General features: G+C 71.7%; 11 protein-coding genes. 6 read left to right on the forward strand and 5 right to left on the reverse strand.

Annotation, left to right across the window (positions count from 1 at the left end):
• Positions 1-86: 86 nt before the first annotated feature.
• Entirely contained in the window at positions 87-1,403 is a 1,317-nt protein-coding gene (gene pdxR, locus ACERZO_RS05995; protein WP_372663083.1) for a MocR-like pyridoxine biosynthesis transcription factor PdxR, read from the reverse strand.
• A gap of 46 nt (positions 1,404-1,449) precedes the next feature.
• On the opposite strand from pdxR, the gene ACERZO_RS06000 reads away from it, so the two are divergent.
• Positions 1,450-2,445, forward strand: a complete 996-nt coding sequence (locus ACERZO_RS06000; protein WP_372663085.1) for an aldo/keto reductase — start codon at positions 1,450-1,452, stop codon at positions 2,443-2,445.
• On the opposite strand, the gene ACERZO_RS06005 is transcribed toward ACERZO_RS06000, so the two are convergent.
• Positions 2,446-3,069, reverse strand: coding sequence for a response regulator (locus tag ACERZO_RS06005; protein WP_372663087.1), 624 nt, complete (start codon positions 3,067-3,069; stop codon positions 2,446-2,448).
• On the reverse strand, positions 3,066-4,157 hold the full coding sequence (locus tag ACERZO_RS06010) for a sensor histidine kinase (protein ID WP_372663089.1): 1,092 nt from the start codon (positions 4,155-4,157) through the stop codon (positions 3,066-3,068). Before ACERZO_RS06010 ends, ACERZO_RS06005 begins: the two co-directional genes overlap by 4 nt.
• A 158-nt stretch (positions 4,158-4,315) precedes the next feature.
• On the opposite strand from ACERZO_RS06010, the gene ACERZO_RS06015 reads away from it, so the two are divergent.
• Together ACERZO_RS06015 and ACERZO_RS06020 are read left to right on the forward strand one after the other, a co-directional pair.
• On the forward strand, positions 4,316-4,837 hold the full coding sequence (locus tag ACERZO_RS06015) for a GlcG/HbpS family heme-binding protein (protein WP_372663091.1): 522 nt from the start codon (positions 4,316-4,318) through the stop codon (positions 4,835-4,837).
• 10 nt (positions 4,838-4,847) lie between these two features.
• Positions 4,848-6,050, forward strand: coding sequence for an amidohydrolase family protein (locus ACERZO_RS06020; protein WP_372663094.1), 1,203 nt, complete (start codon positions 4,848-4,850; stop codon positions 6,048-6,050).
• On the opposite strand, the gene ACERZO_RS06025 is transcribed toward ACERZO_RS06020, so the two are convergent.
• On the reverse strand, positions 6,040-6,870 hold the full coding sequence (locus ACERZO_RS06025) for a LysR family transcriptional regulator (protein ID WP_372663096.1): 831 nt from the start codon (positions 6,868-6,870) through the stop codon (positions 6,040-6,042). The two genes, ACERZO_RS06020 and ACERZO_RS06025, sit on opposite strands and share 11 nt — an antisense overlap.
• 83 nt (positions 6,871-6,953) lie before the next feature.
• Between ACERZO_RS06025 and ACERZO_RS06030 the strand changes: the two genes are divergently transcribed.
• Together ACERZO_RS06030 and ACERZO_RS06035 are read left to right on the forward strand one after the other, a co-directional pair.
• Positions 6,954-8,180 carry an MFS transporter gene (locus tag ACERZO_RS06030; protein WP_372663098.1) on the forward strand — a complete coding sequence of 409 codons (1,227 nt, stop codon included), beginning with the start codon at positions 6,954-6,956 and terminating at the stop codon, positions 8,178-8,180.
• Positions 8,181-8,307: 127 nt separating this feature from the next.
• A complete protein-coding gene (locus tag ACERZO_RS06035; RefSeq protein ID WP_329054933.1) occupies positions 8,308-8,484 on the forward strand; it encodes a hypothetical protein in 177 nt (58 codons plus the stop codon).
• A gap of 38 nt (positions 8,485-8,522) precedes the next feature.
• On the opposite strand, the gene ACERZO_RS06040 is transcribed toward ACERZO_RS06035, so the two are convergent.
• Positions 8,523-11,414: an AfsR/SARP family transcriptional regulator gene (locus ACERZO_RS06040; RefSeq protein WP_372663100.1), complete on the reverse strand. Its 2,892-nt coding sequence runs from the start codon at positions 11,412-11,414 to the stop codon at positions 8,523-8,525.
• A 148-nt stretch (positions 11,415-11,562) separates the two neighbouring features.
• Between ACERZO_RS06040 and ACERZO_RS06045 the strand changes: the two genes are divergently transcribed.
• Positions 11,563-12,174 carry a vWA domain-containing protein gene (locus ACERZO_RS06045; RefSeq protein ID WP_372663102.1) on the forward strand — a complete coding sequence of 204 codons (612 nt, stop codon included), beginning with the start codon at positions 11,563-11,565 and terminating at the stop codon, positions 12,172-12,174.
• Positions 12,175-12,202 lie beyond the last annotated feature (28 nt).

Consider the following 12,202-nt stretch of genomic DNA (forward strand, 5'->3'; position numbering starts at 1 on the left):
AGTGACAACGTTGTCAGAAGCGGACCTTTGGTCAGGCCCGTGGTTCGGACAGCAGCTTTCCACCTCGATGGGCGTTTGAGAAGACCTCAACCAACGGCTTCGCGCAGTAACCGGGCGGCGGGCTCGACAGCGTTGTCAGCCAGGTTGCCGTAGCCGAGCACCAGCGCGGGGTCGCCCGGCGCGACGCGGTAGTCGTCGAGATCGGTCACCTTCACGCCCTTCGCGCGCGCTTTGCCCACTACTTCGGCGGCGTCCCGTTCGAGGTGCAGGACGAGGTGCAGCCCGGCCGCGACCCCGGACAGCCGCGCGGGGCCGAGAGCCTCGACGAGCCGGTCGCGCCGCGCGCGGTACCGCAGCCGCGCGGCCCGCAGGTGCCGGTCGTAGCCGCCGTTTTCGACGAAGCCGGCGAGCGCGAGCTGGTCGAGCACCGGCGGCGCGTGTCCCGGCAAAGTCCACTGTGGAGGGACGGCGGCCCAGCCGAGCCCGAGCGCCGGGCTGAGCGTCTTGCTGACCGACCCGAAGAGCGCGACCCGCCCCGGATCGGTGCCCTGCAGGGTGCCGACGGGCCGCCGGTCGTACCGGAACTCGGCGTCGTAGTCGTCTTCGAGGACCAGCCCGTCGACGTCCCGCGCCCAGGCCATCAGGTCGGCCCGCCGCCGGGGCGAAAGCACGGTGCCGGTGGGGAACTGGTGCGCGGGCGTGACGAGCACGGCCCGCGTCCCGGCCGGAATCCGGTCGACGTCGAGGCCTTCGCCGTCGACCGGCACCGGGTCGATCGCCATCCCGGTCGCCGCGGCGGCGCGGTGCAAGCGCGTCCAGCCGGGATCTTCGACGGCCAGCCGCGTGACGCCGTTTTCGAGCAGGGCGCGGCAGACGCGGGCCACGCCGTCGGTGACGCCGCCGCAGACCAGCACGTCGCCCGGAGCGGCGCCGCGGACCCGCCGCAGGTAGCCGGCGAGGGTCGCGCGCAGCTGCGGGTGGCCGGCCGGATCGGGCAGGCCGAAGTCGGTGTGCGGCACGGTCGTGAGCACCCCGCGCACCGCGTCCGCCCACCGCTGCCGGGGGAAGTGCCGCAGGTCGGGCAGTCCGGGCGCGAGGTCGTAGCGCGACTGCTTGACCGGCACCGGCCGCTTCGGCTCGGCGGCGCTGCCGACCCGCCGGACCCGGGTGGCGGAGCCGGTGCGCCCGTCGAGGTACCCCTCGGCGACGAGCTGGGCGTAGGCCTGCGTGACGACCCACCGCGAGCACCCGAGGTCGGCGGCGAGCTGACGGCTCGGCGGCACGGCGACGCCGTCATCGAGTCCGCGGATCGCTGTGCGCAGGGCCCGGGTGAGCTGTTCGTGCTTCGGTCCCGGCCCGGTCAGCTCCAGCAGCACACCCCAATTGGTCTGTGATCCGGCCACATCATTGGACTGTAGTACCGGACCGATCCGGCTTAGCGTGAATCGCATGAAGAAGGTGGAACTGGGCCGGACCGGCCAGCACGTGAGCCAGGTGTCGCTGGGCTGCATGACGATGGGGACGTCGACCGACGAGCCGACGTCGGCCCGCATCCTGGACGCCTACCTCGACGCGGGCGGCGACTTCCTGGACACGGCCGACTGCTACGCCTGGTGGGCGGGCCCGTCGTGCACCGGCGGCGAAAGCGAGTCCCTGCTGGGCAAGCTGCTGCGCGGCCGGCGGGATCGGGTGTTCCTGGCGACGAAGGTGTCGGCGCAACCGCTCGACCTGCCGGCGGCCCGCGCCGCCGCGCGCCCGGACGGCACGACGGACTGGGAAGCCCGGGAGCGCACTTATGAAGGGGCGAGTGCGGCGGTGATCCGGCGTTCGGTGGAGGAGAGCCTGCGTCGCCTGGGTACCGACCACCTCGACCTGTACTACGTCCACGTCGACCTCCGCCGCGAGCCGCTGGAGGAGACACTGTCCGCTTTGGACGGTCTGGTGCGCGCGGGGAAAGTCCGGTACACGGGCTGGAGCAACGTTCGCGCGTGGCGCCTGGAGCGCATCCGCTCACTGGCGTCGGCGAACGGCTGGGCTTCTCCGGTGGCCGTTCAGGTCCAGCACTCGTACTTGCGCCCCACCGGCGCCGACGTCCCGTCGATCGCGGGCGGCGAGCTGCTCGACTGGCTGTCGCTGCACCCCGACGTCTCGCTGGCCGCGTATTCCTCGCTGCTGCGCGGGATCTACGACGATCCGGGTTACCGCGAGTCGACGCAGATCTGGCGTGCGTACGCGGGGCCGGACTCCGAAGCCCGCCTGGCCGCGGTCGCGAAGGTGGCGTCGTCGCTGGGCGCGTCGGGGAACCAAGTGGCGTTGGCCTGGTTGCTCCACAAGGGAGTGATCCCGCTGATCGGTCCGCGGACCTGGGAGCACTACGAGTCGATCGCCCCGGCGTTCACCCTGGAACTGTCCGAAGCGGATCTGTCCATCTTGGACAATGCCTGATCAGTCGAGCAGGCGTTGTTCCTTGGCCACGGCGACGGCTCCGGCGCGAGTGTCCACTTCGAGCTTCGCGTAGATCCGGCTCAGGTGGGTCTTCACGGTGGCCTCGCTGATGAACAGCGTCCGGGCGATCTCCTTGTTGCCGAGTCCCTGGGCGAGCCGGCGGAGGATGTCGCGTTCGCGGCCGGTGAGCGACGGCCGCGGCGCGCGCAGCTGGGCCATCATCCGGTCGGCGACCGGCGGGGACACCGCGGTGCGCCCGGCCGCGGCCGCCTCGATCGCCGCGTACAGCTCGGTGGCGGACCCGGCTTTCAGGAGGTAACCGGTCGCCCCGGCGGCGATCGCGCGGCTGATGTCCGCGTCGGTGTCGTAAGTGGTCAGGACGAGGATCCGGGGCGCGCTGGGGGTGCTCCGGATCCGCCGCGTCGCCTCGATCCCGTCGATGCCGTCGCCGAGCTGGATGTCCATGAGAACGACGTCCGGGCTCAGCGCGGCGGCGGTCGCGACGGCTTCCTCCCCGCTCGCGCTCTCGCCGACGACCTCGATGCCCTCGGCGCCCGCCAGCAGCGCGCGCAACCCGGCTCGCACCACGGCGTGGTCGTCGCACACCAGCACGCTGATCGTCACGAGGTCTCCAAGGGGATCGCGGCCGAAATGACCGTGCCCTGGCCGGGCGCGGACTCGACGGTCAGCCTGCCACCGAGCTGCTGGGCCCGGACGCGCATGGCCGGCAGTCCGTGTCCGCGTTCGCCGCCGGGCGCCGGCTCCAGGAACCCGCGTCCGTCGTCGGCGACGTCCAGCACGACCTGGTCGTCGAGGTAGGTGAGGGTGAGCACGACGTGGCCGGCGTCCGCGTGCTCGCGCGCGTTGGCCAGCGCGCCCTGGGCGATGCGGACCAAAGTGGACTCGATGCGCTCGGGCAGCGGCCGCCCGGCGCCGTCGACGCGGACGTCGACCGGCAGCCCGGCCCGGCCGGCCACGGCTCGCAAGGCCTCTTCGAGCGTGGCGTCGGCGAGGTCGGCGGGCGCGAGGTCCTGCACGAGCCGCCGGGCTTCCGACAGGTTGCCGGCGCCGACGCGCTCGGCGGCGCGGAGGTGTTCGCGGGCCAGCTCGGGCCGGTCCCACGCCTGGTCGGCGGCCTGCAGCAGCATCGCCTGGCTGGACAGGCCCTGCGCGAGCGCGTCGTGGATCTCGCGGGACACCCGCCCGCGTTCGGCCAGCACGCCGGCGCGTCTTTCCGACTCACGCAGCCGCTCGGCCTGGCGTCGCATGTAGGTGATCACCGCGGCGGTGACCACGGCGATCGCGATCGGCACGATGGTGAGGTTCGGGTCGAAGCCGTCGGCCAGCCGGTTCTGCGAGACGACCACCAGCGCCGTGATCACGGCCACCAGGGCGAGCGCCTGCCCGGTCGGCAGCGTGCGCAGGCCCGTGACCAGCAGCGGGATCGCCGACCAGGCGAAGCTGGGGGCGAGCACCACCAGCACCACCCAGAGCGCCAGGACCACGGTCAGCCAGGCGAGGTGCCGGTCGACGAACAAGCCGGCGCCGTACGCGACGACGAGGGCCGCGGTGAACCCGAGCACCCACGGCGCCAGGGGATTGCCGTCGTGGCGCGTGAGGAACCGGACCGCCGAGGCGAGCACCAGCAGGAAGAACGCCGAGTGCATGGCCGCGGCGAGCCACCGCGCGTCGGCGTCTTTCATGCCCTCCATGCTGGCTCCTTCCTCGTCCGGCACCAGCGTCGACCCGGCCCGGAGGCCGCGCATCAGCCGATCGGATGACCCCGGTGTCAGCCGGGACGCCGACCGGAACCACCCGGTTCCGGGCTGAAGCTGGAGTCGTCGAACCGCTTGATGACGAGGAGCAAACCATGAACTCGACCCGCATCCGCATCGCCGCCGCCGTCGCCGGGCTCGCCGCCGTCGGCGCGGTTTCGTTCGCCGCTGTCCCGGCCACCGCCGCCTCGGCCCCGGCCACGCCCAAGGGCGTCATCCAGACGTCGCACCTGTCGATCGCCGCCGCTTCGAAGGCCGCGCAGGCCGCTTTGGACGCCGCGGGCAAGGCCGGCCAGCACGTCTCGGTCGCCGTGGTGGACCGCGACGGTAACACCATCGTGACGCTGCGCGGCGACGGCGCGGGCCCGCAGTCGTACAGCTCGGCGCAGGAAAAGGCGTTCACGGCGGTGTCGTGGAACGCGAAGACGTCCGAGCTGGTCGGCCGCCTGCAGCAGGCCCCGACGCTGAAGGACATCGACGGCACCCTGTTCCTGGCCGGCGCGGTCCCGGTCACGGCCGGTGGCGCCCCGATCGCCGCGGTGGGCGTCGCGGGTGCGCCGTCCGGGGCGCAGGACGAGGCGTTCGCTCAGGCCGGTGTGGACGCGCTCGGCAAGTAGCGTGTCCCGGGTGTTGATCAGTGATGTCCGCCCCTGGGGCGGCGAGCGCAGTGACGTCGAGCTGAGCGGCGACCGGATCGCGGCGGTCCGGCCGCATTCGCCTTCGGCTCAGGCCTCTGTGGACGGCCGTGGCCGGTTGCTGTTCCCGGCGTTCAGCGACGTCCACGTGCACCTGGACTCGACGCGCATCGGCCTGCCGTTCCGGCCGCACACCGGCGGTCCGGGTGTGGTGGCGATGATGACGAACGACCGGGAGAACTGGCGCTCGGCCGAGGTTCCGCTGCCTTCACGGGTGGCGGGGACCTTGGAACGGATGATCGCCCACGGCACGACCCGGGTCCGCAGCTACGCGCAGGTCGACGTCGACTGCCGGCTCGAGAAGCTCGACGCCGTGCTGGCCGCCCGGGAGCAGTTCGCCGCGCAGGCCGAGGTGCAGGTGATGGCGTTCGCGCAGGCCGGCATCCTGCGTGAGCCGGGCACGCTGGAGCTGCTGGACGCGGCGATGCGGTCCGGCGCGACGGTGATCGGCGGCATCGACCCGTGCACCCTGGACCGCGATCCCAAGGGCCACCTGGACGCGGTGTTCGGCCTGGCCGAGAAGCACCAGGCCGAAGTGGACATCCACCTGCACGAACCCGGTCACCTGGGCCTGTTTTCGACGGACCTGGTCATCGAACGCGTCCGGGCGCTCGACATGCGCGGCAAGGTGACGATGTCCCACGCGTACGACCTGGGGTCGATTTCCGAGTCCGTCAGCCGGCGGGTCATCGACGACTTCGCCGCGCTGGACATCGCGATGACGACGGTGGCGCCGTCCGCCGCCGGCCAGCTGTCCCTTTTGGACTTGGTCGCGTCCGGTGTCCGCATCGGGCTCGGCGAGGACGGCCAGCGCGACTACTGGAGCCCGTACGGCAACTGCGACCTGCTGGACCGGACGTGGCAGCTGGCGTTCACCCGCGGCTTCCGCCGTGACGCGGACATCGAGCTGGCGCTGGCGGTGGCCACGATGGGCGGCGCGTCGATCATGAGCCACGACGTCCCGCGACTGGCCGGGGTTTCCGATCGCCCCGGTTTGGCGGTCGGCGACCGCGCGGACCTCGTGCTGGTGGACGGCGAAACGCCGACGAGCGCGGTGATGGACCGGGGCAAGGACCGCACGGTCGTCCACAACGGACTCGTGGTGGCGGACGGCTTGTCCGTGGTCAAGCGCTAGCGAGCAGCGCGGCGACGCTGGGTTTGTGTTCGTCGCGCCGCCGCCACGTCATGGTGACGTCGGCGGTCTCGCCGGCGAGCGGAACGGCGACGGCGCCGGGGTGGTCGACCAGGGCGGGCACGATCCCGCAGCCCATCCCGGCGGCGACGCACCGCGCGAGGGCGGCCAGGCTGCCGACCTCGGTGTCGACGACGGGTCCGTCGAGCCGGTCCAGCATTTCCCGGAAGCCGCAGCCCTTCGGCGTCGCCAGGAATCTCTCGCCGTCGAGATCGTCCGGCCGGACGTTGTCCCTGTGCGCCAACGGATGTCCGGGCGGGACGATGACGACGAGCGGCACCTCGCCGATCTTCCGGCTGGCGAAGGCGGGCTCGCCCGGTGCGTCGCCGAAGGTGAAGCAGACGTCCATTTCGGACTCCCGGACGCCGTGGTACAGCTCGCCGCGGCCGCCCTCCTTCAGCGTCAGCTTGACGCCCGGCCACCGCGTCCGGTACTCGCTGAGGAGGCCGGGAACCCAGTGTGCACACAGGGTTTCGAGCGCGCCGATGGTCAGGTCGCCGTCGGGTTCGCCGCGTTCGTCGTCGACGGCGGCCTTGGCTTCCTCGACGAGTTCGAGCACCTGGTCGGCGTACCCGGACAGGCGTTTCCCGGCGGCGGTGAGCGTCCGGTTCGCCCGGTCGAAGAGCTTGGCGCCGAGTTCGGCTTCGAGGGCCTGGATCTGTTCGCTGACGCTGGACTGGGCGTAGTGCAGTTCGGCGGCGGCGTGGGTGAGGTTGAGCGTCCGCGCGACGACGCGGAAGGTGCGCAGGTGACGCAGTTCCATGAGGGCCCCCATCGGCGTTCCCGATACCCGCCATCGTAACTCCCTGCTTCCGCCTGTGTCACGGAGCGTCCAGGCTTCGTGGTGTGGCAAGACTTCTCACGGGCCTCTCGCTGGGCTACTTCCTGGTCATGCTGGACACGACGATCGTGACGGTGGCGTTGCCGTCCATGTCGCCGTCTTTGGCTGAGCAGCAATGGATTTCGAACGGGTACACGCTGACGTTCGCGGCGTTCCTGTTGACGGCCGGAGCGTGGTCGGACCGCTTCGGCGCCCGCCGCGTGTTCTTCACGGGCTTGCTGTCGTTCGCCGCGTTGTCCTTGTTGTCGGCGGTTTCCCCGTCGCCGGCGGTGCTGATCGCCCTCCGCGCGTTGCTCGGCGTGGCGGGCGCGCTGCTGGTGCCGTCCTCGCTGTCCCTGATCGCTTCGGCCTATCCCACGCCTGCCGCGCGAGCCAAGGCGATGGGCGTCTGGGCGGCGGTGAGCGGAACGGGCCTGGTGGCCGGCCCGCTACTGGGCGGTGTCCTGACCCAGGCCTTCGGCTGGCGCGCGATCTTCCTGGTGAACGTCCCGGTGGCGCTGGTCGCGCTCGCCTTGTCCCGCTCGGCCCCGCCGACGCCGCCCAAGCCGGGCCGGGTCGGCTGGGCGGGCCAGATATCGGCGGTGGTCGCTTTGTCGACATTGACGTATGCGCTGGTGGAGTCGGTTTTCTGGGTCCTCATGGTGTCCCTGGCCGCGGCCGCGGTGTTCGTGGTCTCGCAACGCCGTCCGGACGCGATGCTGCCGGTGTCGTTGCTTTCCAGGAACCTCTTGGCGGGCGCGATCGTGAACTTCGCCTTGTCGGGCGTGTTGTTCGTGCTGTCGCTGTATTTCCAGCAGTCGCGCGGCTATTCGCCGTCGGCAGCGGGGTTGGCATTCCTGCCGTTGACGATCCCGACGGCGTTCAACCCGATCTTCACCGGCAGAGTGGTCGCCCGGATCGGTTCGCGTGTTCCCGCGGTATCGGGTTTCTTGCTGATGGCGTCAGGTGCGTTGCTCCAGGCGTTCTTTCCCGCTTTGTCGGTGGTCGCGTTGGCGATGCTGGGTTTCGGGGTTTCGTTGGCGATTCCCTCGCTGCTGACGGCTGTAGTCGGCTCGGCACCCCGTGAGCTGGCAGGCATCGCAGGTGGAGCACTGAACGCGTCCCGCCAGACAGGCGCGGTCTTGGGCGTGGCGGTCCTGGGCGCGCTCCTGAACGCGACGACGACAACCGCGGCCCTGGTCGCGGCCGGCGTCCTCCTCCTCATCGGCGCTCTTCTGTTTCCCGGGAGTTGACTGTTTCCTATTGAAACAGGAAACAGGAAACGCCTTGTTGTGCCATTCCGCGTGACGAATCCTGGGTGCAGGGCCGGAACTTCCTCCGGAATCCCTGGTCAAATCCCATTCCCTTGGAGGATTCGTCATGTCCATGCCCAAGAAGCTGGCCAAGATCGGCGGCCCCGTGCTCGCGCTCTGCATCATCGCCGCGGCGCCGATCATCGGTTCCACCACGGCGTCCGCGGACGGTGGCGGCAGCACGCCGCCGTCGAGCAGCACCCCGCCGCCGGCGGGGACCGACGGCAACCCCTGGCACGGTTGACGTGCCGGCCGTGCCGGCCGCGAACCAGGCCGGCCCGGTCACCGCGAAGCGCAGGCGCAATCCAAGGCCGCGCGTGTTTCACGCACTTCGCCGGCTTCCGGCAGGTCGAGTTCGGCGAACGCGGTCGCGGCCGCGTCCCAGTGCTTGACGGCGCGGTCGTGCTCGCCCATCGCGTGCAGCGTTTCCGCGACACCGAGGTGCGCCCGGGCCTGGTAGGTGCGGTTCCCGGCCCCGGCAGCCAGGTCCAGAGCCGCTTCGCACGCCGCCAGGGCGTCCTGCCGCGCGCCCCGGGCCAACGCCGTCGCGCCGCGGTCGAGGTAGAGCTGCATGCGCAGGTCGGCGTCGGGCACGTTCGCCGCCACCTCGCGCGCCTTGTCGTGGTAGCGCACCGCCTGGGTGAACCGACCCTGCTTCCGGTGCACGTTGCCGATGTTGTTCAGCGCGTAGGCCTCGACGCAGTGGTCACCGACCTCCGCGGCGTGCCCGTGCGCCTCCGTGTAACTGGCCAGCGCCTCCGAAAGCAGACCGAGATGCTCCTGCACGGACCCCAGGTTGTTCACCGCGTGCGCCAAACCCTGGACGTGCCCGACTTCGCGCAGCAACCGCGCGGCCGCCGAGTGCTGGCGCAGCGCGACGTCGAGGTTGCCGTGCAGCTCGTTGAGGTAGCCGAGCATGCTCAACGCGTGGGCCTCGCCGCGCCGGTCCTCGCTCTGCTCATACTTCTCCAGCGCCGCCTCGAGGTGGGCGATCGCCTGCTCGTGCTTGCCCAGCTCCATCGTCGGGATCGCGAGCGCGCACAACGTCGCCGCTTCGCCCCGCGGGTCGCCGAGGCGCCGCCACTTCGGCAACGCCCGCGCGGCCAGCTCGAGCGCCTGCGCGAGGTGCCCGCGCCGGTCGTTCGCGGTGGCCAGCCGGAGCAGGACGTGCGCCTGCCCGCAGTCGTTGCCGGGGTCGGCCGAGACCGTCTTCCACGCGAGTTCGAGGGTGCCGATCCAGTCTTCGAACTGGTTCGTCGTGTTGAAGTAGCGCCACAGCAGCACGGCCAGCCGCCAGGTGTGCTCGGGCAGGCCGTGCCGGGCGGCGTAGCGGATCGCGGCCACGAGGTTGTCCCGTTCGGCGACGATCCACCGCAGGCCGGCGGCTTCGTCGGCGAACTGCGGCGTCACCGGGCAGGAGCGACCGGGCGCGGGCAACTGCGCCCGGTCGAAGGGGTACGCGGCGCCGACCGCGGCCGCGAGCGTGACGAGGTAGAAGTCCAGCAGCCGCACCAGCGCCTGCTCCGACGCCGGTTCGACGGCGGCGAACTCCTTGAGCGGGTCCAGCATCTGGTACCGCTCCGGCGCGGCCTCCTCGAGCAGGCTGACCTCGTGCAGGTCGTCGAGCAGCAGCCGCGCCTCGGCGACGTCGCAACCGGCCAGCGCCGCGCCGCCCGCGACGCCGACGTCCGGCCCGGGCAGGCTGCCGAGCAGCCGGAACATCGCGCGCTGCGGCTCGCCGAGCTGCTGGTAGGACACCCGGACGGCGGCGATGCCGTCGTCCTCGCCCCAGGGGCCGCCCTCTTCGAGCAGGTGCAGCAGGTGCTCCAGCGGCCACCGCTCGTGCCGCCGGAACAGCGCGGCCGCCACCCGGATCGGCATCGGCAGGTACCCGCAGCGCTTGACGACCAGCGCGACGTCGGCCGCCCGCCCGCGCACCCGCGCCGGGCCGGTCAACGCGGTGAACAGCTCGGCGGCTTCGTCCGGCGGCAACGGCGAAAGCCGCACCGGTTCCCCGACGTCACCCATCCGCCGGCTCGTGATGACGGCGAGGCAGCCGTCGGCCTCGGGCAGCAGCGGCCGGATCTGCTCCGGCGAGGCGGCGTTGTCCAGCACGACCAGCGTGCGCGTGCCCCACAACGTCGTCTGGTAGAGCGTGGCTTTCCGGCCGACGGTGGCCGGGATCTGTTCGGCGGGCACGCCGAGCTCGACCAGCAGCTCCGTGAGCGCGTCGCCGACGGTGGTCTCGGCGACGCCGGGCGTGAAGCCGTTGAGGCGGGCCAGCAGCTGGCCGTCGGGGAAGCGGTCGCGCAGCCGGTGCGCGGCCTCGACGGCGAGGCCGGTCTTGCCGACGCCGGGCGCGCCGCTGACCCAGACCGCGTCCAGGCCGGCCGCGGCGGCCGCTTCGATCGCCGCGAGTTCCTCGGCGCGTCCGGTGAACCCGCCGGGCCGCGACGGCAGCGAGCTGGGCGGTTCGCCGTGTTCGGCGCGCGCGGCGAGGTTGCGCAGCACGGGACCGGGCTCCATCCGCAGCTCGGCGAGCGCGGCGCGGGTGCTCTGGAACACGCGCAGCGCGCCGACCTGGTCACCGCCGGCGAGCAGGGCACGCATGAGGAGCCCGGCGTGCTTCTGGCTGGCGGGATCGGACCGCACGAGCGGCCGCAGCCGGTCGCGCGCCGAGCGGTGGTCGCCGGTGTCGAGCTCCAGCTCGGCGAGGTCGCCGACGGCGTCGGGCAGGGTCTCTTCCGGGACCACGACCTCCGGCCCGCCGACGCGGTCGATGTCGATGTCCTCGAGGAACCGCCCCCGCCACAGGCCGACGGCCTCCCGCAGCAGTTCGATCTTCCGCCGCGGGTCGTCGGCCCGGCCGGCCTCGTCGCGCAGCCGGTCGAACCGGACGGTGTCGAGCTGGTCGTCGCCGAGCCGCAGGAGGTAGCCGGTGGGGGTGGTCTCGATGCTCACGCCGACGTCGCGCAGCCGCTTGACGTAGCTGCGCACCAGGGTGGGTTTGGTTTCCCGCCCGGTCCAGACGATCTCGGCGAGGCGGGCGCTCGACACCGGCTTGTTCGCGTTCAGGAGCAGCACGACGAGGACGAACCGCTGCTGCTGGTCACCCAGCGGCACCGGTGCGCCGTCGTGCCACGCCTCCAGCGGGCCGAGCATCCGGAACTCCACGCAGCCTCCCCGGCGTCAGCTTGCTTTCCCCTGTTGATGTCGCGCAATCGGCCGTTGGAGTTTCGGTGATCCGCATTTCTTGCACGTTCGATACACGCGGGGTTGCGAGGCTTCCGCCGGTCGAATCAGGGGTGAAGGAGAAACCGGTATGGGGTCCGACGTGTTGCCGTGTTACGTGGCGTGCGACGTCTCGCTTTCGATGGCCGACCACCTCGAAGAACTGAACCAGGGCCTGCGCGAGTTCCGCGGCGCGGTGCACGCGGACGCGTCGATCACCGACCGGGTGCTGTGCAGCGTGATCGGCTTCGGGGAGGAGCCGGTTCTGGTCCAGCGGATGCTGCCGATGGACGGCTTGGCAGACCTTCCCGCGCCCGGGGCGTGCGCGGGAACGAACTTCGGGCCGGCGTTCACGTTCCTGCGCGCGGTGATCGAGGAGGACTTGGGCCTGCTCGCGGCGCACCGGGTCCGGGTCCACCGCCCGATGGTGTTCTTCCTGTCCGACGGCCAGCCGACGGACCCGGTGACCTGGCCGCCGGCGTTTTCGTCCCTGTCGGATCCGGCCTGGTCGCACCGCCCTCGAGTGGTGACGTTCGGAGTGGGCGACGCGGACGAAGAGGCGTTGGGGCGCATCGGGACGTTCCGCTGCTACTTGAGCCGGGACGGCGTCCGCCTGGGAACGGCGCTGATCGCGTCGGTGATGCACGTTCTGTCCACTTCCGGTCCACCGCCCGCCCGCAGGCTGTCCACAAGGGGGTGCTGACGATGGAGACGCACTGAATGAGAAAACC

The sequence above is a fragment of the Amycolatopsis kentuckyensis genome, from assembly GCF_041679295.1.
GTDB classification, from domain to species: domain Bacteria; phylum Actinomycetota; class Actinomycetes; order Mycobacteriales; family Pseudonocardiaceae; genus Amycolatopsis; species Amycolatopsis kentuckyensis_A.